The sequence below is a fragment of the Pseudomonas sp. LBUM1657 genome, assembly GCF_059716075.1.
Window position 1 is genome coordinate 967,768 of sequence record NZ_CP166799.1, and the last position, 25,079, is coordinate 992,846.

Annotated in this window: 24 protein-coding genes; 15 read left to right on the forward strand and 9 right to left on the reverse strand. The window is 58.9% G+C overall.

The genetic code is table 11. The features are described from left to right. Positions 1-17 precede the first annotated feature (17 nt). Positions 18-728, reverse strand: coding sequence for a dihydromonapterin reductase (gene folM / locus ACA055_RS04380; RefSeq protein WP_497682516.1), 711 nt, complete (start codon positions 726-728; stop codon positions 18-20). 157 nt (positions 729-885) lie between these two features. Further along, on the reverse strand, positions 886-1,455 hold the full coding sequence (locus ACA055_RS04385) for an antibiotic biosynthesis monooxygenase (protein WP_497682517.1): 570 nt from the start codon (positions 1,453-1,455) through the stop codon (positions 886-888). Positions 1,456-1,665: 210 nt separating this feature from the next. Here ACA055_RS04385 and ACA055_RS04390 point away from each other — a divergent pair, with 210 nt between their 5' ends. Further along, complete coding sequence (locus tag ACA055_RS04390; RefSeq protein WP_497682518.1) at positions 1,666-2,625, forward strand: MerR family transcriptional regulator; 960 nt, start codon at positions 1,666-1,668, stop codon at positions 2,623-2,625. A gap of 3 nt (positions 2,626-2,628) precedes the next feature. On the opposite strand, the gene ACA055_RS04395 is transcribed toward ACA055_RS04390, so the two are convergent. After that, positions 2,629-3,234: a hypothetical protein gene (locus ACA055_RS04395; RefSeq protein WP_497682519.1), complete on the reverse strand. Its 606-nt coding sequence runs from the start codon at positions 3,232-3,234 to the stop codon at positions 2,629-2,631. 54 nt (positions 3,235-3,288) lie between these two features. After that, positions 3,289-3,765, reverse strand: coding sequence for a PAS domain-containing protein (locus tag ACA055_RS04400; protein ID WP_497682520.1), 477 nt, complete (start codon positions 3,763-3,765; stop codon positions 3,289-3,291). Between the two features lie 142 nt (positions 3,766-3,907). Here ACA055_RS04400 and ACA055_RS04405 point away from each other — a divergent pair, with 142 nt between their 5' ends. Further along, on the forward strand, positions 3,908-4,363 hold the full coding sequence (locus ACA055_RS04405; protein ID WP_497682521.1) for a flavodoxin: 456 nt from the start codon (positions 3,908-3,910) through the stop codon (positions 4,361-4,363). Here ACA055_RS04405 and ACA055_RS04410 read toward each other — a convergent pair. Next, complete coding sequence (locus ACA055_RS04410; RefSeq protein ID WP_497682522.1) at positions 4,344-5,240, reverse strand: LysR family transcriptional regulator; 897 nt, start codon at positions 5,238-5,240, stop codon at positions 4,344-4,346. The two genes, ACA055_RS04405 and ACA055_RS04410, sit on opposite strands and share 20 nt — an antisense overlap. A gap of 96 nt (positions 5,241-5,336) precedes the next feature. On the opposite strand from ACA055_RS04410, the gene ACA055_RS04415 reads away from it, so the two are divergent. From ACA055_RS04415 to ACA055_RS04435, 5 genes are all read left to right on the forward strand, one after another. Continuing rightward, positions 5,337-5,723, forward strand: coding sequence for a CidA/LrgA family protein (locus tag ACA055_RS04415; protein ID WP_497682523.1), 387 nt, complete (start codon positions 5,337-5,339; stop codon positions 5,721-5,723). Next, entirely contained in the window at positions 5,713-6,399 is a 687-nt protein-coding gene (locus ACA055_RS04420) for an LrgB family protein (RefSeq protein WP_497682524.1), read from the forward strand. The genes ACA055_RS04415 and ACA055_RS04420 overlap by 11 nt, the downstream gene beginning before the upstream one ends. 139 nt (positions 6,400-6,538) lie before the next feature. Beyond that, on the forward strand, positions 6,539-7,321 hold the full coding sequence (locus tag ACA055_RS04425) for a class II aldolase/adducin family protein (RefSeq protein ID WP_497682525.1): 783 nt from the start codon (positions 6,539-6,541) through the stop codon (positions 7,319-7,321). Next, positions 7,321-8,223 carry an alpha/beta fold hydrolase gene (locus tag ACA055_RS04430; RefSeq protein ID WP_497682526.1) on the forward strand — a complete coding sequence of 301 codons (903 nt, stop codon included), beginning with the start codon at positions 7,321-7,323 and terminating at the stop codon, positions 8,221-8,223. The genes ACA055_RS04425 and ACA055_RS04430 overlap by 1 nt, the downstream gene beginning before the upstream one ends. A 166-nt stretch (positions 8,224-8,389) precedes the next feature. Further along, positions 8,390-9,301 carry an SDR family oxidoreductase gene (locus ACA055_RS04435; RefSeq protein WP_497682527.1) on the forward strand — a complete coding sequence of 304 codons (912 nt, stop codon included), beginning with the start codon at positions 8,390-8,392 and terminating at the stop codon, positions 9,299-9,301. A gap of 46 nt (positions 9,302-9,347) precedes the next feature. On the opposite strand, the gene ACA055_RS04440 is transcribed toward ACA055_RS04435, so the two are convergent. Next, positions 9,348-9,971, reverse strand: coding sequence for a hypothetical protein (locus ACA055_RS04440; protein WP_497682528.1), 624 nt, complete (start codon positions 9,969-9,971; stop codon positions 9,348-9,350). Between the two features lie 498 nt (positions 9,972-10,469). Further along, positions 10,470-11,237 (reverse strand): N-acetylmuramoyl-L-alanine amidase, encoded by a 768-nt coding sequence (locus tag ACA055_RS04445; protein ID WP_497682529.1) that lies wholly within the window; start codon positions 11,235-11,237, stop codon positions 10,470-10,472. 623 nt (positions 11,238-11,860) lie between these two features. Here ACA055_RS04445 and ACA055_RS04450 point away from each other — a divergent pair. The 4 genes from ACA055_RS04450 to ACA055_RS04465 all read left to right on the forward strand — a co-directional run bounded on the left by ACA055_RS04450 (position 11,861) and on the right by ACA055_RS04465 (position 18,670). After that, a complete protein-coding gene (locus ACA055_RS04450) occupies positions 11,861-13,654 on the forward strand; it encodes a DUF1302 domain-containing protein (protein WP_497682530.1) in 1,794 nt (597 codons plus the stop codon). A gap of 23 nt (positions 13,655-13,677) precedes the next feature. Then, the gene (locus ACA055_RS04455; protein ID WP_497682531.1) at positions 13,678-15,045 is read left to right on the forward strand and encodes a DUF1329 domain-containing protein; all 1,368 of its coding nucleotides are present in this window, start codon (positions 13,678-13,680) and stop codon (positions 15,043-15,045) included. 140 nt (positions 15,046-15,185) lie between these two features. Continuing rightward, positions 15,186-17,732 carry a LuxR C-terminal-related transcriptional regulator gene (locus ACA055_RS04460; protein ID WP_497682532.1) on the forward strand — a complete coding sequence of 849 codons (2,547 nt, stop codon included), beginning with the start codon at positions 15,186-15,188 and terminating at the stop codon, positions 17,730-17,732. Positions 17,733-17,974: 242 nt separating this feature from the next. Further along, the gene (locus ACA055_RS04465; RefSeq protein ID WP_497682533.1) at positions 17,975-18,670 is read left to right on the forward strand and encodes a hypothetical protein; all 696 of its coding nucleotides are present in this window, start codon (positions 17,975-17,977) and stop codon (positions 18,668-18,670) included. Here the strand turns inward: ACA055_RS04465 and ACA055_RS04470 are convergent. After that, positions 18,653-19,462, reverse strand: a complete 810-nt coding sequence (locus ACA055_RS04470; protein ID WP_497682534.1) for an IclR family transcriptional regulator — start codon at positions 19,460-19,462, stop codon at positions 18,653-18,655. The two genes, ACA055_RS04465 and ACA055_RS04470, sit on opposite strands and share 18 nt — an antisense overlap. Positions 19,463-19,627: 165 nt before the next feature. Here ACA055_RS04470 and hmgA point away from each other — a divergent pair, with 165 nt between their 5' ends. Genes hmgA through maiA form a run of 3 tightly spaced genes read left to right on the forward strand, consistent with a single transcriptional unit; the run spans position 19,628 to position 22,888 of the window. Continuing rightward, positions 19,628-20,932, forward strand: a complete 1,305-nt coding sequence (gene hmgA / locus ACA055_RS04475) for a homogentisate 1,2-dioxygenase (RefSeq protein WP_497682535.1) — start codon at positions 19,628-19,630, stop codon at positions 20,930-20,932. Positions 20,933-20,935: 3 nt separating this feature from the next. Then, positions 20,936-22,240, forward strand: coding sequence for a fumarylacetoacetase (fahA, locus tag ACA055_RS04480; protein ID WP_497682536.1), 1,305 nt, complete (start codon positions 20,936-20,938; stop codon positions 22,238-22,240). A gap of 12 nt (positions 22,241-22,252) precedes the next feature. Beyond that, entirely contained in the window at positions 22,253-22,888 is a 636-nt protein-coding gene (gene maiA, locus ACA055_RS04485; RefSeq protein WP_497682537.1) for a maleylacetoacetate isomerase, read from the forward strand. 112 nt (positions 22,889-23,000) lie between these two features. Here the strand turns inward: maiA and ACA055_RS04490 are convergent, their stop codons facing one another. Beyond that, complete coding sequence (locus tag ACA055_RS04490; protein WP_497682538.1) at positions 23,001-23,804, reverse strand: SirB1 family protein; 804 nt, start codon at positions 23,802-23,804, stop codon at positions 23,001-23,003. Between the two features lie 184 nt (positions 23,805-23,988). Here ACA055_RS04490 and ACA055_RS04495 point away from each other — a divergent pair, with 184 nt between their 5' ends. Then, the gene (locus ACA055_RS04495; protein ID WP_497682539.1) at positions 23,989-25,008 is read left to right on the forward strand and encodes a Glu/Leu/Phe/Val dehydrogenase family protein; all 1,020 of its coding nucleotides are present in this window, start codon (positions 23,989-23,991) and stop codon (positions 25,006-25,008) included. The last annotated feature ends 71 nt before the right edge of the window (positions 25,009-25,079 follow it).

Sequence of the window (25,079 nt, forward strand, 5' to 3'; positions counted from 1 at the left end):
ACATCCTCGCGGGGCAACTATTTGATGTGCCGTCCGCCGTTGACGGCCAGGGTCGTGCCGGTGACATAAGGGTTGTCGAGCAAATAGCGCAGGCTTTGGTAGATCACTTCGCTGCCGGGTTCGATGCCCAGCGCGGACTTGGCCAGCGCCTTGGCGCGGTACGCCGCGTCGTCGTCAGGATTGAACAGTAGCAGGGCGGGCGCGATACCGTTGACCTTGATCCCCGGCGCGTATTTCGCGGCAAAGGACAGGGTCAGGCTGTCGAGCCCGGCTTTGCTGGCGCAATAACCGATGTGTTTGCTGCTGCCCTTGCGGGTCACGTCATCGCTGATGTGCACGATGTCGGCGGGGCTTGAGCGTTCGAGCAAATCCGCACAATGCAGGTTGATCAGGTAGGGCGCAAGCATGTGCACGTTGAACATGCGGGTGAACGCTGCAGCGTCGGTGTCCGGGGTTTCGGCCAGCCATTCTGAAGCGTTATGCACAATCGCCCGCAGGCTCTCGGTGTGGGTTTTCAGCTCGCTGATGAACGCGAAGATTCCGGCTTCTGTGGAGAAGTCGGCAAACACCGCGGTCGCTCCCAGGTCGCGCAGGGTTTGCACACCGGGGCGTTCGCTGCGGTAGCTGAAGATCACCGGATGGCCGTCTTCGAGCAATCGCTGCGCACAGTGCAGGCCGACACGCTGGCCGGCACCGGTGATGAGGATCGGAGCGGAGGAGGAAGTCATGAACGGCTCGCGTCGCGGTGAGAGCAAAACTATACCAGCGACGGGAGTCGTGTACCTATTGTGGGAGCGGGCTTGCTGGCGAAAGCGGACTGACAGCCAAAAATGATGTCGACTGGAACATCGCTTTCGCGAGCAAGCCCGCTTCCACAAGAAGCTCTCAGCGGTTTTGGGTTGAGGGCTCGGCGGGCAACGGACGCGTCGGCGTGCTGTTCAACCAGCCGGCCAGCAGACGGGTCGACAGCGGAATGAAGAAGTAGACCATCAATGGCGTCAGGCACAGGGTGCTGATGAACACCCGGCTCAGCAATCCCAGGTCGCTTATCAATGGCCCGAGGACAAAATTGAACAGCAGGGACACCGGGAAGAACGCCAACCAGATCGCCACGGCCTGTTTCCAGCGTGGCGGGCGTTGACCGACGGCCCCGAACCAGCCTTCGATGCCACTGACCCGATGTTCCGTAGGATGGGCGAACAGGTCGCTGCCGCGTCCGAGCCAGGCAGTGCGCGATACGGAATGCTCCCAGGCGTGCAGGGTCTGCTCGTCGGCGAAGCGGAAAATAATCTGGAATTCGTCATCGTCGGGCGGCGGAGCGAGCACGCCAGAGCCGAGATAACCGGGGAAGTCGGTAGCCAGTTGTTCCCCTTCGCGCAGCCAGGCGATCAGGTCCTGATAGCGCCCATCGGCGACGCGGCGCGCAACCATCAGCGTGACGGGTGAGGTAGACATGGTGTATCTCCGTATGACTAACGCGTCGCTCCGGATAGGAGTTCCGCCAGGCGCAGCGCCGGGGTGGTGGGCTGCGTCTTGGAACAAGCAAGGATTATTCCTGATTCTGCCGGTTACGTCTGTGATATTCGCCACCGATTAACGTCTTGTATAGGCATGGGGCAGGGGAGTTAGAATGGGACCCGTTTACACATGGACGTACACAGCCCAATGCCTGTCATAACTGACGTAATCCCAGCTGTGCCAAACACTCCATTGCTTGAAGGCGAAGATCTCTTTCCGATTCGTGAGGTCGCGCGCCTGACCGGGGTCAACCCGGTCACGCTGCGAGCCTGGGAGCGCCGCTATGGCTTGATACAACCAACACGCACCGAAAGTGGGCATCGGTTGTACTCGATGACCGATATCGATCGGGTCCGCAGCATCCTCGACTGGATCGATCGCGGCGTTGCGGTCAGTAAAGTCGGCAAGATTCTGGCAAAGACCGCGCCGCTTCAGGCGCTGTCGCACATCATCCCCAATGACCTTGTACAAGCCGACTACACCCAATGGCAGCAGCAGGTTCAGGCAGCGGTGAGTGCGTTTGACGACATTCAACTGGAGCGGGTCTACGGGCAGATCTTCTCCAGTTACTCCCAGCCGGTGGTGTTTCAGGACATCATGATCCCTCTCTGGAAACATTTGCTGCAGCGCCAGGATTCATTTGGCCAGACCAGCGAGTGGCTGTTCCTCGACAGCTTCCTGCGCTCACGGGTGGCGCAACGCCTGCTGCTGATTCGCGATACGCAGCCACGACGAGTGATCGTCAGCGCGCTTGCCGGCCAGTGCCGTGAACTTGAGTTATTGGTGGCCGCTCTGTTCCTGAGCAGTGCTCAAATGGGCGTACGAGTGCTGACTATCGGCCAGCCGTTTGATGAGTTGACCCTGGTCTGCGAGAGGATCAGGCCGCAGGCGCTGGTGCTGTTTTCCAATCACGTGCCGACCCCCGAGCTGCCACGACGTTTGAATCGTCTGGCCGTGAGCCTGGATTGTCAGTTGCTGCTGGCAGGTGATGCGTCCGATCTGGCGCAGGAGAGCCTGGCCGGATCGTCGATCGGTTGTCTGGGTAACGAGGGATTTGTGATGCGCCAGCGTCTGAAACAGTTCCTGGCAGGTAACCTGGATACTTGAGATTCAGAGATGCAGTGCGGGATGGGTCAGGCGATGCTGCTGAAGGATGTACTGGCGCAGGCGCTCGGTTTCGTCCTTGTCACCCTGATTCAACTGGTAGGCATAGAAACCCTGTTCGGTTTCTTTTTCGAAGGCGCCGCGCAATGCGATCCGCTCATAGCCTGACGGGCTGAACCACAAGGCGAAGTTTTTGGGCGGTTTGGTCCTGTTGCGAATTTCCAGCAAAACCCCTTTGAACGACACTTCATGCACCCACATCGTGCCGGGTTGGCCGCTGGCGTTCTCCAGCGCTACCGGCTCCTCGAGTACCAGTCGCCAGGGCCGGACCATCGGTCCGTCCTCATAGATGCTGGGGACGCCGAGGCGTAAATGCAGCGCATGAAACTCGTCTTCCACCAGTTGCAGCGGAAACGTCATTTGTTGATTTTCGAAATTGGCCTGGATAGTGACTTGCTCATGAGCGGCAAGGCGCGTGAGCAAGTCACGGATCTGCGAACCACCGTTAACGAGCAGACTCGACGTCGCATCCCGCACATTGAGTTGCGGGTTATGTTGCATGGTCTGGATGAAATCCAGCTCATCCTGCGTGAGGAGTGCGTCGCGATGCATAATCTGCTCGAAAGAAAAAGTTACAAACCCATCGGTGATTGTAGTTAATGACAATTAATTCGCAGTTTTGTTTTCGCCGTTCGTCGCTTTAAGTGCGTCTAGCTCGGCCTGCACTTCAGCCAATTGCGCTTCGAGCTGCGCCACCCGCTGCTGTGCCTTGACCTGAACAGTAACGTCTTTCTGCACACCGACAAAATAAGTCTGTCCGTCACTCGGATTTTTCACTGTCGAAAGGGACAGCTCATTCCAGAACGGCGTGCCGTCCTTGCGGTAGTTCCTGAGAATTTCCCGGCAGGAGCCGCCACTGCGCAACGCCTCGCGAATCAACGGGAGCGCCTCTTGATCCCGGTCCCCTGATTGCAGGAAGCGGCAATCCTGGTAGAGAATTTCTTCGCTGGTGTAACCGGTCAGGCGCTCGAACGCCGGGTTGACGTAAATCAGGATGTTGTCTTGCTCGCCTTCCTTTTCGGCAATCACGATGCCGTCGTTGGAGGCGTTAATCACCATTTGCAGCAATTGCGCGTTGATCATCGGAGAATCCTTTCCGAGTTGATGGAGGCTGCATTCTAAAAGAACTCTAGTGGTCATCAATGCTTATTGAGAGTCAATCGCAGCTTTTTTGCTGCGGCTGTTAATATCCCCCCTCTTTTTACTCAGCTTCAGGATCAGATTGATGAAAGTCGCCATCCTTTCCGGCTCGGTGTACGGCGCGGCTGATGAAGTCGCCCACCACGCCGCGAACATTTTGAAAACCGCGGGTTTCGAAACCTTTCACAATCCGCGCGCGAGCCTCGCCGATGTTCAGGCCTTTGGCCCCGAAGCCTTTCTGGCGGTGACGTCCACTACCGGCATGGGCGAGCTGCCGGACAACCTGCAGCCATTGTATTTCGCGATTCGCGACCAATTGCCGGCAGCCTGGCGCGGTTTGCCGGGCGCCGTGATTGGCTTGGGCGATGCGAGCTACGGCGACACGTTCTGCGGTGGGGGCGAGTTGATGCGTGAATTGTTCGGCGAGCTGGGCCTACGCGAAGTGCTGCCGATGTTGCGTTTGGACGCCAGCGAAAGCGTGACGCCGGACACCGACGCCGAGCCGTGGCTGGAGGAACTCGTCAGCGCTCTACGGGGCTGACCGGCCGCTCGCGCAGCAAGGCGAGCCAGGCTTGCGCGGCTTTTGACAAGTACGCGCCCTCACGCCAGATGAAGGCGATATCCCAACGCAGATAGCTCGGTGCGTTCAGGGTCAGGCGCACCACGCCTGGCCGCACCAGCCCACGCGCCACAACGCGGGGCAACAGCACCACGCCTTGACCGGCGGCCACCAGCGCCGCGAGAAAATCCGCCTGGCCGCTGCGACCGCCTTCCTTTGGTGTGAAACCCATTTGCTGACAGGCTTGCAGCAATCGGTCGTTGAGCACGAAGCTGCGCTGATACAGCAGAAACGGCGTATCGGCCAACTCTTCCAGCCCGATCACCGACTTGGTTGCCAGCGGATGGTCAGTTGGCAGCAGGGCGTCCAGCGGTTCATCGCAGAACGGTTGAAACGCGAACTGCGGGTCCTTCGTCAGCAAGCTGCCACCCAATTCCAGTTCACCGCTCAAGACCGCCTGTTCGATGTTCAGGCTGCCACCCTCAAGCAATTGAATGCTGATGTTCGGATAGCGTCGCCGGTATTCGGCGAACAGTCCGGCGAACAGTGCGTCGCTGCCCAGCAGCGGCAATCCGAGGCGTAATTCCCCGCGCGCCAGTTGGCTCAAGTCATCCAGCTCGCTGAGCAGTTCATTGCGCAGCCGCAACATGCCTTCAGCCCGTTGCAGCACCACGCTGCCGGCGGCGGTCAGCCGAAGCTGCGAACCCAGCCGTTCGAGCAACGGCGTGCCCAGGCTCTGTTCCAGTTGCGCGACCTGCTTGCTCACCGCCGATTGGCTGATGTGCAGGGTTTTGGCGGCTTGAGTAAAACCACCCTGGTGCATCACTTCGACGAAGCTGCGTAGCTGTTTGAATTCCATGATCGTGATTCCATTCTGGAATGGCTTTGAGTCTAACAATTCGCTTCGGCGATAGCAGCCCGCTCCGTAAAATGAGCGCCTGTGAGGACTCAACACATGAACGTATCCACCGTGAAATACCTGGCTCGACTGACGACTGAACTGGCCGTGCTGCTCGCCATCTACCTGCTCGGCTGCCAAATGGCGGTCTGGTTTGGCTGGCCGATTCCCGGTGGCGTCATCGGCATGGTGTTGTTGCTGCTGGTTTTCGACCTGGGGCTGGTCAAACCGGCGGCGCTGCAAATGGGCGCGGGCCTGTTGATGGCCGAGATGCTGTTGTTTTTCATTCCGGCGCTGATGAGCCTGCTCGACTACGGCGGCCTGCTGCGCAGCGACGGTTGGCGGATTTTGCTGGTGATCGGTGTCAGCACGCTGATGGTGATGTTGGTGACAGCCTTTACCGTGGAGCTGGTGGTGCGATTGAGGAGGTCCCATGAAGCTTGAAGTGATGCCGATGTTCTGGCTGGCCTTCACGCTGCTGGCCTATTTGTTCAGCCGCTGGATCTACCGGCGCACCGGTCGTTACCTGTTGTCACCACTGATTCTGGTGCCAGCCCTGCTGCTGGCGCTCGCTGTGCCGCTGCACACCGCGTATGCCGAATACTCAAGCAATACCCATTGGCTGATGCTGGTGCTGGGGCCGGTCACTGTCGCCTTCGCGGTGCCTATCTGGCAGCAGCGGCAAATGCTGATGCGACATTGGTCGGCGTTGTTGCTCGGGATGCTGGCGGGCAGCGCGGCGTCCATCGGCAGTTCGTTCGGCCTGGCCAAGGCGCTGGCGCTGGACAGTTCGGTGACGATGTCGCTGGTGCCTCGTTCGATCACCACACCTTTTGCCATGCCACTGGCTCACGATCTGGGCGGTGTGCCGGAACTGACGGCGGTGTTCGTGATGTTCACTGGGGTTTTCGGGGCGATGCTCGGTGGCATTCTGCTCAAGTGGCTGCCACTGCGTAGCGCCTTGGCGCGCGGTGCGTTGTTCGGTGTCGGGGCCCACGGCGCCGGCGTGAGTCGGGCGCATGAAGTGGGTGGGGAAGAAGGCTCAGTGGCGGGGTTGGTCATGGTTCTGACGGGGTTGCTGAATCTGTTCGCTGCGCCGCTGCTGGCGGCAGTACTTTGACATGGATCCAGACTTGTCGGCGCACTGACTCGCTCGGTCATCAAGGTGGCTGCCAATGCAACTACACGAACGCTGGTGGCTGACTAGACTCGGTAGACATTGGAAACACTCCATAATAAAAAAGCCGAGGTTCCTTGCCGTGAATGTAGCCCCCGTCCAATCACCACACAGTGTCAAAGACCAGGTCAGCGCTGCCGAGTGGCAGGCCCGTGTCGACCTGGCTGCCTGCTATCGCCTGGTGGCGATGCATGGCTGGGATGATCTGATTTTCACGCACATCTCGGCCAAGGTGCCGGGCACCGAAGATTTCCTGATCAACCCGTTCGGGCTGATGTTCCACGAGATGACTGCGTCGAGCCTGGTCAAGGTCGATCAGGCCGGCAACAAATTGATGGACAGTCCCTACGAGATCAACCCCGCGGGGTACACCATCCACAGCGCCGTGCATGAAGTCCGCCACGATGTCGTCTGCGTACTGCACACCCACACGGCGGCAGGCGTCGCGGTGTCGGCGCAGAAGCAAGGTATTTTGCCGATCAGCCAGCAATCGTTGTTTGTCCTGTCCAGCCTGGCTTATCACGCCTACGAAGGCGTTGCGCTCAACCACGAAGAGAAGGCGCGACTGCAAGCCGACCTCGGGGAAAACAATTTCCTGATGCTGCACAACCACGGTCTGCTGACCTGTGGCAGCACCATCGCCGATACGTTTCTGATGATGTTTACCTTCCAGCGCGCCTGCGATATCCAGGTGCTGGCGCAGAACGGTGGTGCCGAACTGATCGCCATCGAACCGCAGGTTCTGGCGGGCGCCAAGGCAATGATCGCTGGCGTCACCAAAAGTGCTCAAGGGATGGGCGGTGCACTGGCCTGGCCAGCGCTGCTGCGCAAACTCGATAAACAAGACCCGGGGTATAAACTCTGATGCCACTCGCCGAGATTCCCCTGTGTGCCTGGCGCAAACGCAGCCAGACGTTCGTGTTCCGTGACCAGACCATCCGCTACTGGACGGCGGGGCAGGGTGAGCCGCTGTTGCTCATCCATGGCTTCCCGACCGCCAGTTGGGACTGGCATTACCTTTGGCAGCCGTTGACTCAGCGCTATCGAGTGATTGCTTGCGACATGCTCGGCTTCGGTGACTCCGCCAAACCGGTGAACCACGAATACAGCCTGCTGGAGCAGGCCGACCTGCAACAAGCCTTGCTGGCGCACTTGAACGTCGAGCAGCCGGTGCACCTGTTGGCCCACGATTATGGCGACAGCGTGGCTCAGGAACTGCTGGCCCGGCATTACGAAACGCACATTCATCTCGCCAGTTGCGTGTTCCTCAATGGCGGGCTGTTTCCCGAAACCCATCGCCCGGTTCTGATACAAAAACTGCTGCTCAGCCCATTGGGCTGGATGATTGGCCGAGCCTTTTCCCGTGACGGTCTGGTGAAGAATTTCCGACAGATCTTCGGTCCGCAAAGCCGCCCCACCGAGAGCGAGATGGATGATTTCTGGAGCCTGATCGAGAGCAATCACGGGCCGCGAATCATGCACAAGTTGATCACCTACATCCCCGAACGACGCGTCCAGCGCGAGCGGTGGCTTGGTGCGATGCAGCGCGATGAAGTGCCACTGCGGGTGATCGATGGCGAGGTCGACCCGATATCCGGCGCACACATGGTCGCGCGCTATCGGGAACTGATCCCGAACCCGGACGCAGTGCTGTTGCCCGGCATTGGCCATTACCCGCAGACCGAGGCGCCGGGGTTGGTGCTCAAGCACTATCTGGAGTTTCGCGATCGATTGGTGTCACCGCCGCGCAAGGTGGCGTGTTCCTGATTGTTCCTGAATACCTGTGGCGAGGGGGCTCGCCACAAATTTTGAACATACGCATCATCCCCCAGCCTTATTGCGCACCATTCAGCCTCCCCCGTGTTCATTGTGACCCGCATCGCCGTGCCTGACACTCGGACCTACTGTCCCTGGCCTGCTGGAGTCCCCCCCAATGAATGAGTCTGTGCGCTTCGAAGATAAAGTCGTGATCATCACGGGTGCCGGTGGCGGCCTTGGGCGGGCCCATGCACTGCTGTTCGCCAGGCAGGGCGCCAAAGTGCTGGTCAACGATCTCGGCGGCTCGGCCCAGGGGGAGGGTGCCAATGCTTCGGCCGCAGACCGTGTGGTCGCCGAAATTCGCGAAGCGGGCGGCACCGCCGAGGCCAACCACGACTCCGTCACCGACGGCGACAAAATCGTCCAGCACGCCCTAGACGTTTTTGGCCGTGTCGACGTAGTGGTCAACAACGCCGGGATCCTGCGCGACAAGACTTTCCACAAAATGGAGGACGGCGACTGGGACCTGGTTTACCGCGTCCACGTCGAAGGCGCCTACAAAGTCACCCGCGCCGCCTGGCCACACATGCGCGAGCAAAATTACGGCCGCGTGATCTTCACCGCATCGACCTCCGGCATCTACGGAAACTTCGGCCAGTCCAACTACGGCATGGCCAAACTCGGCCTCTACGGCCTGACCCGAACACTCGCCATCGAAGGCCGCAAGAACAACATCCTGGTCAACGCCATCGCCCCCACCGGCGGCACCCGCATGACCGAAGGCCTGATCCCGCCACAAGTGTTCGAACAACTCAAACCGGAACTGGTCAGCCCGTTGGTGGTGTACCTGGCCAGCGAGAATTGCCAGGAAACTTCTGGGCTGTTTGAAGTGGGTGGCGGTTGGATGGGCAAGGTGCGTTGGGAGCGCAGCCTTGGCGCCGGGTTTGATCCACGGGTGGGCTTCTCGCCGGAGGATGTGGCAGCGCATTGGGAGCAGATTTGTGATTTCGAGGGCGCGGCGCACCCGAAGGACAATATTGAGGCGCTGAAGGAAATGATGGGAAATTTGCAGAGGTATTCGATTTAAGGGGGTTGATGCCCCAAGCCGCGGGAGGCTTGGGGCCATTTGGGTATCAGGCGTACTTTTTGCCTGTGACGAATTCGGGGGCTACCCAATTCGGGCCTTTGATCGCGACTGCACCGACACCTTCGGCCAGAACACCCTCCTCGAAAAGCCGTTCATAGGTTCTCACGAGCTCACCACTGGCAATTACTTCGAATCGATATCGCCCAAACAGCCTGTCGATTGAAGGAAAGACCAGGCTGATTGCAAAAACCAAAAGCAGATCTCTCACGGACTCGCTTTTCACGATCTGCTCGAGCGCTGTCACTGAAACACTCGTTTCTGAACCGTTTTCAAAAGCCAGAATTTCTTGTCTTTTGGATGCTTCTATCGCTTCGTCCGTATAACGCAGCGTTTCGTCGTCGCTGAGTTTGTAGTCTTCCAGTGCCGCTGTGTGGACATTGTTCCAGATAGAAGGATTTCTCTTGGGAATAAAGTTGTCATCAACTCCCATGACTCGAAATCTTTCATGGATCCGCAGGCTATGAGCGTAGAACCGTCGGTCTGTATCGGTCATTTCCAGCGTGCCTTGCAGAATGCGCTCAAGACGCTCAATCATGATGCTGTCAGCGTCAGAGCGAACCTTTCGTAGAAGATGGAACTTTAGCTGTTCGAGTTTTTCTTTATCGATCATAAGGTGCCGGCAGTTGTTGGATGGGTTTTAAAAGTTACATCAGAAGCGAAAGGGCTGGATCCGAGAGGGGTGTGAGTCATTACAGATGAAGTTGAAGGAAGTTTTGATAAGGCAGAGGCGGAGGCAAGATTATCTCATGCGTAAAAAGATATTTCTTATGCAGTTTCAGGAAACATCTTGTAGGACGTCCAAAGCAGAAGCTGCTGTTTGCCAGCGCCACAAAAACCATCGCCCACAAAAAGGCCGCTGCAGTTGCAGCGGCCAAAGTAATTCGATTGATCATTAGCTATGAATCAACTTCAATTCATTCGAATCTGATCGCTGGCCATCGAAGGCGGCGGCTTGACGGATAAAGTGCGCTAGAAGCGCAGCCTGGGCGCCGGTTTTGATCCTCGGATGGGTTCTCGCTAAAGGACGCGGTGCATTGGCAGCAGATTGACAATTTTGAGGGACAACGAATCCGAAGGACAATGGTGAAGCGCTGGTTTGCAATGGTTATCAAGGAAAATACTTGCGAACCAACGCTGCCAGATTCGCTGCTGTTTGAACATCCATGATTCCGTCAAACGTTTCCGGGCGGAAGTGCAACTGAAACGCTCGAACAAGCTGCGTAAAGCCTGGTTCAGTTAATGCACCGGAAACATCATAGCCGTATGTCTTGAACATTTTGACCAATTCGTTTCGGGCCGGGATGCCGTAATCGATGTATTGCTGCAGATAGGTATTTCGGGTGGCGTCGTCGAACCAGGCGCCAATGCCCCTCAAGTAAAGGGCATGCCAGGGAAATTGCGGTCCTGGATCACTTTTTCGCCCGACTGCAATATCAGAGTGGCCCAGAACATGGGTCGGACTGATATCTGGATAGCGTTCAAGGATGTTCAGCGCCAGTTCTTCAATCGCTTCAATTTGTGCTGGATGAAAGGGTGGAAAAGTGAACTCCCCTGCGTTAAAAGAAGCAAGATTGACGATTTCTATGCCGATAGATGTGTCATTCAAATTACTTCGATTACCCCAATGACTGACGCCCGCATGCCATGCGCGCTTGGTTTCGTCGACAAGATTGAAGACTTCCTGCTCGGTATAGCCTGCGTTCAGATAGCTCTGGTCCGTAATGTCGGGGACCAGATAGTGGGCGCTGACATTGGGACCTGTGAGTGCATTCAGCGAACTTGAGAAATTGGCGGCTGTATAGTGAAGAACGAGAAAGCGTACCCGGCTGTTGAAACTTCGTGTGGAACGATATTTGTTGTAAATAATAGGTTTCATAAAATAATGCTCATAACGAATAAGGTTAACGTCAGCGCACGATTAAAAAAGAATGGTGGCTGCTATTAGCTTTCATCATTTGGCACTTCGTATGTTTACATGCTTCTGTAGTAACTTTCCGAAAATAATGTAGGTGGTGGAAAAACCATCACCCATAAAAAAGGCCGCTGCAAACGCAGCGGCCAAAGTAAGACGATTGATCAGGAGCTATAAATCAACGTCAGTGAACACAGGGCGATGAGCTGAAAGCTTCAATTCATCTGAAATCTGTCGCGAATGGAGCGGATGGGTCACACGCCATTGCTTCGTGCTTTCTGGCTGTTTGCCGTGAAAGCCCGGCAAGAATAAGCGCTTGAGGGCAAAGGAAAAATAGCGATTCCAGACATGCACTGTTGCAGTCTGAGCAACAGTCCCGATTCTCGGGCGGTCTACAAGCCGCGTTTACTGACGCCATGCACTCCACTGATAACCCGCCATCCACTTCATCCATACCCAGCGCAAACCCCCGTTCCCTATGGCCAGTCATCCTTTAGAGGTACACCACGAATACCTCCTTGGTGCGCTTATCGCCCCCAGCGTGCGGCAGTAGGGTGTGGCCTTCTGTCACTCACCGGGGAAGACGCATGACAAAAACAACAATGCGCGCCATCTTCAAACCGCAGGCGCTGGCCGCCGCGGTAGCCTTGGGTTGCTGCGCCCAGGCGCAGGCTGTTTCATTCAATATTGGCGAAATCGAGGGGACTTTCGACTCCTCGCTGTCCGTCGGCGCGAGCTGGGGCATGCGCGATGCCGACAAGTCCCTGGTGGGCATCGTCAATGGCGGGACCGGTCAGGCGTCGACCGGTGACGACGGGCGGCTGAATTTCAAGAAGGGCGAAACCTTCTCCAAGATCTTCAAGGGTATTCACGACCTCGAACTGAAGTACGGCGACACCGGGATGTTCGTCCGTGGCAAGTACTGGTACGACTTCGAACTGAAGGACGAAGACCGCGAGTTCAAGCCGATCAGTGATCACAATCGCAAAGAGGGCTCCAAGTCTTCCGGTGCGCAGATCCTCGATGCGTTCGTCTATCACAACTATTCCATTGCCGATCTGCCGGGCACCGTGCGCGCCGGCAAGCAGGTGGTCAGTTGGGGCGAAAGTACCTTTATTGGCAACTCGATCAACAGCATCAACCCGGTAGACGTTTCGGCGTTTCGACGTCCCGGCGCCGAGATCAAGGAAGGCCTGATTCCAGTGAACATGTTGTTCGCGTCCCAAGGCCTGACCGACAAGCTCACGGTGGAAGGCTTCTATCAACTGGAGTGGGATCAGACCGTTCTCGACAACTGTGGCACCTTTTTCGGTGGTGACGTAGCGGCAGACGGTTGCACCACGGGATACACGGTTGCCAGCCCGGCGATCGCGCCGTTGCAACCGGTCGCTGCAGCGTTTGGCCAGGGCTTTCAGGTGGGCAGCGAAGGCGTGATTGTTCCCCGTGGCGGTGACCGCGACGCCCGCGACTCCGGGCAATGGGGCACGGCGCTGCGCTGGTTGGGCGATGACACCGAGTACGGCCTGTACTTCATGAATTACCACAGCCGCACGCCGAACGTCGGCACGACCACCGCCGGCCTGAGCACGCTGGCACGGATCCCGGCCATCATCGGTGCCGCCAACGCCATTGCGCCCGGCACCGGTTCGGCCCTGGCCCAGAGTGTGATGCTCGGTCGCGGCCAGTATTACCTCGAATACCCGGAAGACATTCGCCTCTACGGTGCGAGCTTCTCCACCACCTTGCCCACTGGCACCGCGTGGACTGGCGAGATCAGCTATCGCCCCAACGCCCCGGTGCAGGTCAACAGCACCGACCTGACCCTGGCCATGCTCAACCCGATTGCTGGCGGCGCGGCATCACCCATCGCGACTACGCCAGGCGCTGACAACAAAGGCTATCGCCGCAAGGAAGTGACCCAGATCCAAAGCACCCTGACGCACTTCATCGATCAGGTGGCGGGGGCCGACCGTCTGACCCTGGTGGGTGAGGCGGGCGTTGTCCACGTGGGGGGCCTGGAGTCGCGCAACCAGCTGCGTTATGGCCGCGACTCGGTCTACGGCCAATACGGTTTCGGTGGTGACACCGATGGCTTCGTAACGTCGACGTCGTGGGGTTATCGCGCCCGCGCGATCCTTGACTACAACAACGTCATCGCCGGGATCAATTTCAAACCCAACCTGTCGTGGTCCCACGACGTCGCCGGCTACGGTCCCAACGGGCTGTTCAACGAAGGCGCCAAGGCCATCAGCGTCGGCGTCGATGCGGACTACCGCAACTCCTACACCGCAAGCCTCAGTTACACCGATTTCTTCGGTGGTGACTACAACACCCTGGAAGATCGCGACTTCCTGGCGTTGAGCTTTGGCGTGAACTTCTGATCTGGCTGAGAAGGATGATTTCAATGCGCAAGATAATTCTGCAATGCGGCGCCCTGGCCCTAAGTCTGCTGGCCGCCAACGTGATGGCCGCGGTGTCGCCGGAAGAAGCGAACAAACTCGGCACCAGCCTCACCCCGTTGGGCGCCGAGAAGGCCGGCAATGCCGACGGCTCGATCCCGGCCTGGACCGGTGGCATCCCAAAAAACGCGGGTGCAGTGGACAGCAAAGGTTTTCTGGCCGACCCGTTCGCCAATGAAAAACCCCTGTTCACCATCACCGCGGCGACGGTCGACAAGTACAAGGACAAGCTCTCCGATGGCCAGATAGCGATGTTCAAACGCTATCCGGAAACCTACAAAATCCCGGTTTACCCGACCCACCGCACAGTGGCCGTGCCACCAGATATTTATGAGGCGGCCAAGCGCAGCGCACTGAATGTGACACCGATCAACGACGGTAACGGCTTGGCCAACTTCACCGGCAATCGCTACTACGCCTTTCCGATTCCGAAGAATGGCGTGGAGGTGATCTGGAACCACGTCACCCGTTATCACGGCGGTAACCTGCGCCGCACCATCACCCAGGCAACGCCGCAGTCCAATGGAGATTTCACCGTCATCCGGTTCAAGGACGAGGTCGCGGTGCCTTCGCTGCTTGGCGATTTGAAGCCCGGCAACGATGAAAACGTCCTCAGCTATTTCAAGCAGGAGGTCACTGCTCCGGCGCGGCTGGCGGGCAACGTGTTGCTGGTTCACGAGACGCTCGACCAGGTCCAGGAACCGCGCAAGGCCTGGATCTACAACGCGGGCCAGCGCCGCGTGAGGCGTGCGCCGCAAGTGGCCTATGACGGCGTGGGCACCTCGTCGGACGGGCTGCGCACCACCGACAACTTCGACATGTTTTCCGGCGCACCGGATCGCTACGACTGGAAGCTGATCGGCAAGAAAGAAATGTACATCCCGTACAACAGCTACAAGCTCGACTCGCCCAACCTCAAGTACACCGATGTGATCAAGGCCGGGCATATCAATCAGGACCTGACCCGCTACGAGTTGCACCGGGTCTGGGAGGTCGTCGCCACGGTCAAGCCGAACGAGCGGCACATGTATGCCAAGCGTCACATGTACATCGACGAAGACAGCTGGCAGGTGGCGCTGGCCGATCACTACGACGGTCGTGGCCAGCTCTGGCGTGTGGCGGAAGGGCATGCCCAGTATTACTACGATCATCAGGTTCCGGCCTATACCGTTGAAGCGCTGTATGACCTCATTGCCGGTCGCTACATTGCCCTGGGGATGAAGAACGAGGAGAGACGCAGCTTCGAATTCAACATCGATGCCAAAGCGGGGGACTACACGCCAGCGGCCTTGCGGAGTACAGGTGTGCGGTAGTGTTCCTACAGGCTCCTACACAAAGAGGTGACTTCGCGGTCACCTTTTTTATAGGGGGCGATCAGTGTGTTGAATACTTCTTCAACAAGCAGTCGAGAGAGGGCTAGGGTGGCGCCACAACTATAAAAAGGCGCACCACTATGACCGCCATGACGCATTGTCTGGACCGTCCTGGACATCTGCCTCGATTGTCGTCCCATCACCTTTCTCGCGAACGGTTGATCGAGCCGCTACTGGCTTCGACTGCGCGGGTGAAGTTGCTCTGTGCGCCTGCCGGCAGTGGCAAGAGTGCGTTGCTCGCCGAATGCCTGTTGCAAGCGCCCGCGCAGTGCCGGGTTTATTGGCTGCCATTGGCAGGAGCGTCGTTGAGTGTTGCCGATTTCCGGCAGCAGTTGGCGCAAGCGCTGGGGCTGGCTGCTTCGGATGAACCCTCGCTGCTCGGGTATCTGGCTCAAGTATCGACGCCGACGTGGGTGTTTCTCGACGATTATTGTCGAGTCCCCAACCCTGAACTCGACCGCTTGCTCGATCGGTTGCTGGCGGTCAGTAGCCCAGCACTGAACTGGTGGTTGAGCGCCCGTCGACGTCCGCAATGCAACTGGCCCCGGTTGTTGCTCGATGATGAGTTGTACGAATGCGAGGGCCGGGCGCTGGCGTTCACCGAGTCTGACATTGAGCAGTTGCTCTGCCATGTCGCGCAACCCATGGCCGGGAAAACCGCCAGAAGGATCATCCAGCGCAGCGGCGGTTGGTGTGCCGGTGTGCGTATTGCGTTGCTCGACGGTTGTCAGTGGGCGGGTGAGCAGGGCAAGCAAGGGCGTTCGGCGACGCTGATCGATTACTTGCAGCATGAACTGTTCAACGACTTGCCGCCGGAGCTGGTTGAAGCCTGGCAAGTATTGGCCCATTTGCCGCGATTCAATGCCAGCCTTTGCGAGCATCTGTTCGGGGCCGGAGAGGGCGCGCAGTTGTTGTACGCCTTGCAGGAAATGGGGGGCTTCATTGAACCCTGGGAAGATTCTGCCCACTGGCTGCGTGTCTTCGTACCTCTGGCTCAGGCGATGCGCGACGAACAAGGGTCGGCCGGTCGCTACTGGCATCGGCGCGCGTGCCAATGGTTCGCCGCCGAAGAAGATTGGCAGGCGGCCTTCGAGCAGGCGCTGTTGGCCGAAGAGTTCGAGGTCGCGGTCAGTCTGTTGCAGCACTTCAGCTTTGAACATGTGTTCAGGGGGCAGACGGTAACCTTGTTGCTGAGTCTGCACGAGCGCCAAGGTGAGCAATTGACCCTCGGTACGCCACAATTGGTGGGGCTGATCACTGCTGCGTTGCTGTTTGCCGGACGCTTCGATCAGGCCGCGGTCTGCATTGCACAGTTGGCACGGTTCGCGCCGCAACCGACGGCCACCTTGCAAAGGCAACTGCTGGCACGCTGGCAGGCTCAGCAGGGTTGGCTGTTGCATTTGCAGGGGCGGATGGACGCGGCACGCGCACACTTTGTCGAGGCGCTGGCCGACTTGGACACCGACGCCTGGCCCGCGCGGTTGCTGTGCCTGTCCGGGTTGACCCAGCAAGCCCTGCTCAACGCTGACCTCGACGTCGCCCAGGCCCTCAATCGCGAGGCGCTGTGCCTGGCCCGGGCGCAAGGTTCGCTACTGTTTGAAGGATTGCTGGAACTCGATCACGCACAGTTATTGGAACAGCGCGGTGCACCGCGACGCGCCGAGAGCTTGCTGGCCGATATCCATGAATTGTTGTGTCGACAGGCCGAAAGGCCTGTGCCGCTGTTGGGGCGAATTGCCCTGCGGCGCGGGCGGCTGGCACTCTGTCAGGGGCAAGACGAGGAGGCCTGCGGGTTCTTCCAGTCGGGCCTCGAAGATTGCCTGCACAGTCAGGACAAGCGTGCGTTGTATGGTTTTCTCGGACAAGCGCAGGTGGCGGCCAATCAGGGCGATTACGCCCACGCGTTTGTTCGCTTGCGCGATGCCGAGCGGCTGATGCAGCAGCGGCAGATTCCCGACACGGTTTACCGTGGAGTGTTGCTGCAGGTCAGCAGCCAATTCTGGTTGCAACAAGGTCGACCGGAACTGGCGCGCGAAGCGCTGACGCGTGTGCTGCGTCATTACCGTGGGCCTCATGCGCGTCAGGCGCCACCGGCCACGCTGCAGCTGATCGCGCGCATCGAGTACCTGTTGGTGTTGGCAGAGACCTATCTGCAACAGGCGAAAAACCCGCTGGATCGACTCAAGGCTTTGCTCGAACACGCGCAACGCCATGCCATGCTGGCGTTGGAAACGGAGTTGCAACTGGCGATCAGCGAAGTGGCAGACCTTACGGGTGATTCCGTCCTGGCAAGAACGGCACTGGAGGCGGGGCTGACGCTGGTGAATCGCTGCAACTTGCAACAGGCCTTGCATGAGTTGCATCTGCGCCAACCCGGTCTGCTTTGTCGCTTGCGCGCTGAACGGCCGATGGATGCGCTGGCAACGGACCGCAGCCCGCTGAGCAGCCGGGAACTTGAAGTACTCGGTCTGATTGCCCGGGGCGACTCCAATCAACAAATCGCCGAGCAACTGTTTATTTCATTGCATACGGTAAAAACTCATGCGCGGCGGATTCATAGCAAGTTGGGGGTGGAGCGTCGTACGCAAGCGGTAGCCAAGGCCAAGGCAATGGGGATAGTTAGTTAGCTGTGGAGGATCGGGTTGCATGTTTGCTTCACAGTTGCATACATGTCAGTTGTGTTGTTTGGCGAATTATCTAATGTATATTTGCGCTTCACTCGGAGTGCAAGGCCACGTTTGATCAATGAACTTTGATCTGTCGTTGTTTTTGTATGTTGAGTCGATAGTGATGACTTATTAAGTCGATATGTAAATATTTCAAGGGTCGCGCAGGATGCTCGAACCTGATTACTGGACAGGAAGTTTTTATGAATAACAGATTTAATTCTTTTAGTAGCAAGCAAATTCAAGCATTAAAGAAGACGCGTGCGAGTTTCGCGGTAGAGGTGCTCTTGACCGAGCAACTGCACAAGTTGGGAGTCAGCCCGTTCAGTACCTATCTCAATACGTTGGTCGATGTTGCCAGTGAAGAGACAAGCTCTTCCAGGACGTTGTTCGACGAGGCCCTGGCGTGGGTTGAAAAGGAAGAACTGCCTAATTACATGCAAGGTGTTAATGGCATTTTCAGTCGCCAGTATTCTTTCGCGTCGAAAGATAAAGTCAAGGGTCTGGATTTACTAGAGTTTGAAACACTGGTCATGCAAATAGTCCGGGAGCTGACGAGCGCACCGTCGGTCAATCTTTCCAATCGTTCGGTAAAGCCTCTCAACTTTGAGGAAGTTCACGCGGCATTAAAGTACAAGGTGCCGGAGGTGAATATCGATGCGGTGTACGTGACCAGCTTTATCGTAGAACTCGGTGAGCGAAAAATTTTCCGCTCACGAAACCTGGTCGAAGATGTATTGGCTTATCTCGAGCACAACGAGATCCCCCACTACTTTGGCGAACATATCGGTGTTTACGCGATCGCCTATAGTTCGCAAGAGCGCGATCTGCATCCGCAGCTCTCGACAAGTGATATCAATAACCTGGTGATCGAAGTTGTGTCAGATTTCCTGATCTGATTCTGAGCGACGCTCGTATCCCATTCGCCAACTGATGGCCCGCGTTGCCGCCAGCAATCGCTGCGCAGCCGGGCCGTTTTCATCAGCATGGAACAGAGACGTCGGCCCAACCACCGTCAATACCGCCGCCACATGCCCGACGGCGTTGAACACCGGCGCCGACAAGGCATCGACCCCTGGCATCAGCAAGCCATGCACATGATGCAGGCCGCGGTCGCGGATTTGTTCGCATATTTGCGCGTAGGCCTGATCGTCCGCCAGGACATGGGCTGTGTTGCCCGCCAACTCCTGCTCACGCAGCTCCACGGTTTCACGCTTCGGCAAATAGGCGCCAAATACCAGTCCCGTGGAGGAACTGAGCAACGGCAACACCGATCCCAATTGCGTCACCACGGTCACCGCCCGCACCGCCGGTTCGATATGCACCACGGTCGCACCCTGATTGCCCCATACCGCCACGAAGCAGGTCTCGTTCAAGTCATCGCGCAGTTCGGCCAGGGGCAGGGCGGCGACTTTCAGCACGTCCATACTGTTCAGGGCGGCGAGGCCCACACGCAGTGCTTCACGGCCAAGCCCGTAATGGTTGGTGGCCGCGTTCTGTTCGGCGAAACCGCTGGCGATCAGCGCCTGTAAATAGCGGTGAACCTTGCTCGCGGGCATCTGCACGTGTTCGGCCAGGCGCGAAAGCGAAGTGGAAGGCGACAACTCGGCCAATGCCTTGAGGATGTCGGTGCCGACCTCGGCGGAGCGGACTTTCTGTTTACCGTTGCTGTCGCTGGTGGGCTTTTGCATGGAGGCGGTGTGATCCCGGGACGAATGGGCGTCTTTATAGCTTGACGGTCAATACCAATCAAATTACGTTAAGCGTAATTGAATTACGATAAAAATAACCCAGGCGTGCCATGAACTCTGCAACGGAGCGACGGGCCATTGCCATCTCCCTGTTCAGGAGGCTCCATGAACCCCGTTTCCACGGCGTCCGAGCTGGCTTATCAGTCAGGCTTCGGCAACGAATTCAGCAGTGAAGCGTTGCCCGGCGCACTGCCCGTCGGCCAGAACTCCCCGCAGAAAGCCCCGTACGGTCTCTACACCGAATTGTTCTCTGGCACCGCGTTCACCATGGCCCGCAGTGAAGCGCGGCGCACCTGGATGTACCGCATTCAGCCATCGGCCAATCACCCGGCGTTCGTCAAACTGGATCGGCAACTGGCCGGTGGCCCGTTGGGTGAAGTGACCCCCAATCGCCTGCGCTGGAACCCTTTGGACATCCCGACCGAGCCGACCGATTTCATCGATGGACTGGTCAGCATGGCTGCCAACGCTGGCGCAGAAAAACCGGCCGGGATCAGCATTTACAACTACCGCGCCAACCGTTCCATGGAGCGGGTGTTTTTCAACGCCGACGGCGAATTGCTGTTGGTGCCGCAACTGGGCCGTCTGCGTATTGCCACTGAACTGGGTGTGCTGGAACTGGCACCGCTAGAAATCGCCGTACTGCCGCGCGGCCTGAAATTCCGCATCGAACTGCTCGACCCGCAAGCCCGCGGCTACGTCGCCGAAAACCATGGTGCGCCATTGCGCCTGCCGGACCTCGGGCCGATCGGCAGTAACGGCCTGGCCAACCCGCGGGACTTCCTGACCCCGGTCGCCCATTACGAAAACCTCAAGCAACCAACCACCCTGGTGCAGAAATTCCTGGGCCAGTTGTGGGGTTGCGAGCTCGATCATTCGCCGCTGAACGTGGTCGCCTGGCACGGCAATAACGTGCCGTACAAATATGACCTTCGCCGTTTCAACACCATCGGCACGGTCAGCTTCGATCACCCGGATCCGTCGATCTTCACCGTCCTGACTTCGCCGACCAGCGTCCACGGTCTGGCCAATCTCGACTTCGTGATCTTCCCGCCGCGCTGGATGGTGGCTGAGAAAACCTTCCGTCCACCGTGGTTCCACCGCAACCTGATGAACGAATTCATGGGCCTGATCCAGGGCGAGTACGACGCCAAGGCCGAAGGCTTCGTGCCTGGCGGCGCGTCGTTGCACAGCTGCATGAGCGCCCACGGCCCGGATGGCGAGACCTGCACCAAGGCGATCAACGCCGAACTCGCTCCGGCGAAAATCGACAACACCATGGCCTTCATGTTCGAGACCAGCCAGGTGCTGCGCCCGAGCCGTTTCGCCCTCGATTGCCCGCAACTGCAAAACAACTACGATGCCTGCTGGGCCACGCTGCCCGCCACTTTCGACCCGACCCGGAGATAACCCATGACTCAGACTTCTATCACTCGTAGCTGGGTTGCCTCTGCCAACGGCCACGCTGATTTTCCGCTGCAAAACCTGCCACTGGGCGTGTTCAGCGTGAAGGGTTCGGCGCCGCGTAGCGGTGTGGCCATCGGTGAACATATTTTCGATCTGGAAGCCGCGCTCGACGCCGGCCTGTTCGATGGCGCGGCAAAAACGGCCGTAGAAGCCACCCGTGGCGGCCAGCTGAATGCGTTCTTCGAACTCGGCCGCGATGCTCGCATTGCCCTGCGCGAACGTCTGCTGGAACTGTTTGCCGAAGGCAGCACCCTGCATGGCAAGATCGAAGCCCAAGGCGCAAAACTGCTGCCACTGGCGGCGAATTGCGAGATGCACCTGCCGGCGAAAATCAACGATTACACCGACTTTTACGTCGGCATCGAACACGCACAGAACGTCGGCAAATTGTTCCGTCCCGACAACCCGCTGCTGCCGAACTACAAGTACGTGCCGATTGGCTACCACGGCCGCGCCTCGACCATTCGCCCGTCCGGCACCGACGTTCGCCGTCCGAAAGGCCAGACCCTGCCAGCCGGTCAGACCGAGCCGACATTTGGTCCGTGCGCACGTCTGGACTACGAACTGGAACTGGGCATCTGGATCGGCCAGGGCAACGACATGGGCGACTCCATCGCCATCGGTGACGCCGCCGATCACATCGCCGGTTTCTGCCTGCTCAACGACTGGTCGGCGCGCGACATTCAGGCCTGGGAATACCAGCCGTTGGGGCCGTTCCTGTCGAAAAGCTTCATCACCAGCATCTCGCCGTGGGTGGTGACTGCCGAAGCGCTGGAGCCGTTCCGTCGTGCCCAGCCTGCACGCCCGGAAGGCGACCCGCAGCCACTGCCGTACCTGTTCGATAAACGCGATCAAGCCGCCGGGGCCTTCGACATTGAACTGGAAGTGCTGCTGCTCACCGAAACCATGCGTGAACAGAACCTGCCGGCCCATCGCCTGACCCTGAGCAACTCCAAGCACATGTACTGGACCGTGGCGCAAATGGTCGCGCACCACAGCGTCAACGGTTGCCAGTTGCAGGCCGGTGATCTGTTCGGCTCGGGCACATTGTCGGGGCCTGAAAACGGTCAGTTCGGCAGCCTGCTGGAAATCACCGAGGGCGGTAAAAAGCCGATCGAACTGGCGTCGGGCGAGGTGCGCAAGTTCCTTGAGGACGGCGACGAAATCATCCTGCGTGCCCGTTGCAGCCGCGAGGGTTTTGCTTCCATCGGTTTCGGCGAATGCCGCGGCAAAGTGCTGCCGGCGCGCTAAGAGGATCGGGCCATGGAACTCTATACCTACTACCGTTCGACTTCGTCCTACCGGGTGCGGATCGCGTTGGCGCTCAAGGGTCTGGATTACCAGGCACTGCCGATCAACCTGATCGCGCCGCCAGGTGGCGAGCATCGCCAGCCGCCGTATCTTGCCGTCAATCCGCAAGGTCGTGTACCGGCCTTGCGCAGCGACGAAGGCGACTTGTTAATCCAGTCACCGGCCATCATCGAGTACCTGGAGGAACGTTATCCACAGGTGCCACTGCTGTCCAAGGACCTCGTTGCTCGGGCTCGCGAACGGGGCGTTGCGGCGCTGATCGGTTGCGATGTGCATCCGCTGCACAACGTCAGCGTGCTCAACAGGCTGCGACAGCTGGGGCACGATGAGCCGCAGGTGGTGGAGTGGATCGGGCACTGGATCAGCCAAGGATTGGCGACGGTGGAACAGTTGATTGGTGATGAGGGTTACTGCTTCGGTCCGCAGCCTGGACTGGCGGATACCTACCTGATTCCGCAGCTGTACGCGGCTGAGCGTTTCAATATTTCTCTTGAGGCGTATCCGCGGATTCGCCGGGTGGCAGCATTGGCGGCCACGCATCCTGCATTCATCAAGGCGCATCCGGCGAGCCAGCCAGACACCCCTTAAAGCCTCACCCCGACCCAATGTGGGAGCGGGCTTGCTCGCGAAAGCGGTCTGTCAGTCACATCGATGCTGGATGTGCCGCCGCTTTCGCGAGCAAGCCCGCTCCCACAAGGGATCAGTGGACGATGGAATTAGGTGGCAGGTGGCCTAATCGTTCGGTCAGGCGAATCCGCTGGATCGGGTCGTCGCTGAGCAGCAGGGCATGCTCCAGGTCGAAGCGCTCGGCGTTCGGGCAGTCCAGCCGTTGATAAAGGCTGGCCCGGGCCAGGTAATCGGAAGCACTGCCGTTGCCCAGTTCCAGTACCCGCTCGGCGTCGATCAGGGCGCCGATGTAATCATCGTGAGAAAGGTGCAACTGACGCAGATTGCGTGACAGGCGTTGCAGCATTTGTACCGGCTCGGCGGTGAGCAGATGGTCGGCACCGAGTTTCATGTTCGGGCCGTACTGGCGTTGCAGCAGTTCCCGGCAATCGTTGGGGTACAGCCGACGGCCACCGCAAGGGTCCAGCAGGTGGTCGGCGCCCGGTACGCGCAGCAAGAAATGTCCGGGGAAGTTGACCCCGACCATGGGGATTTCCAGGCCCTTGGCCAGTTCCAGGGCGATCAGCCCCAACGCCAGCGGTTGGCCACGCCGGCGCTCCAGCACTTTGTTGACCAATGCCACTTGCGGGCGCAATGGCGTGAAGTCGTCCTGAGCGAAGCCCAGGTCATTCAAGCGCCGTAACAGCGGTTGGGCCAATTCGCTCACGGGCAGCATCGGCAAGCCATAACTGACCCGCTGTTGCAGGTCCTTGAAGTCCGCCAGCACCGCCTCGGGATTCACCTCTTTATCGTGCTCGACGGCAATCCACAGCGCCGCTTCGAACAGCGCGGGCGGTGAACGTTGCAGACAGTCGAAAAAGCGTTGGCGGGGCGTCATCAAAATCTCCGGGGCATGCCTCGTTTTAGCCCCGTCTCTGGCTTTCGTCCAGTGCCGCACACAGGTGGCGAAGGTTATTTCCGAAAGCCTGCATAGCCGTGCCCGCTTATTCCGGTGCGCTTCTGCAATTTTTGGGCGCAAGCCTATACTGGCGACTACAAGAAGTGATTCGGGAGCCCCTACGATGTTCGCTCTCATGCAAAGCACTCGCCTTGAATCGCTGCATCTGAGCGTCGACCCGGTCACCGGGTTGAAGGCGGTCATTGCCATTCATAACAGCCGTTTGGGGCCTGCCCTGGGTGGTTGTCGATACCTTGCCTACCCCAGCGACGAATCCGCCGTCGAGGATGCTGTGCGCCTCGCCCAAGGCATGAGTTACAAGGCTGCGCTGGCCGGACTGGCCCAGGGCGGCGGCGTGGCGGTGATTATCCGACCGGTCCACGTGGAAAACCGCGCGGCGCTGTTCGAAGCCTTCGGCCGCTGCGTCAATCAGCTCGATGGCCGTTACATCACTGCCATCGACAGCGGCACCTCAGTGGCGGACATGGATTGCATCGCCCAACAGACCCAACACGTCACCAGCACCACTTCGGCAGGGGACCCTGCGCCACATGCGGCGATGGGCGTGTTCGCCGGCATTCGTGCCACCGCCATGGCCCGGCTGGGCAGCGATAATCTCGAAGGCTTGCGCGTGGCTGTTCAAGGCTTGGGCAACGTGGGTTATGCCCTGGCCGAACAGCTGCATGCTGCCGGAGCCGAACTGCTGGTCAGCGACATCGACCACGGCAAGGTGCAACTGGCGATGGAGCAACTCGGCGCCCACCCGATCGCCAACGATGCGCTGCTCAGCACACCCTGCGACATCCTCGCGCCTTGCGGCCTGGGCGGTGTGCTCAACAGCAACAGCGTGACGCAACTGCGCTGCGCAGCGGTGGCCGGTTCCGCCAACAATCAACTGATCCATCTGGACGTCGCCGATCAACTGGAACGGCGCGGCATTCTGTATGCGCCGGATTACGTGATCAATGCCGGCGGGCTGATCTACGTGTCGCTCAAACACCGCGGTGAAGAGCTGACGACCATCACTGCGCACCTGTCGAAAATCAGCTCGCGCCTGACCGAAGTCTTCGCCCATGCCCAGGCGGAAAAACGCTCTCCGGCCCGGGTGGCGGATGAGCTGGCGGAGAAAGTGTTGTACCGATGACGGAGCGCGGGCCTCATCCGGCCGAGGTGCTCCCAAGGCCTGGCGCCACAAGCGTCGGGCCTGGACTAATG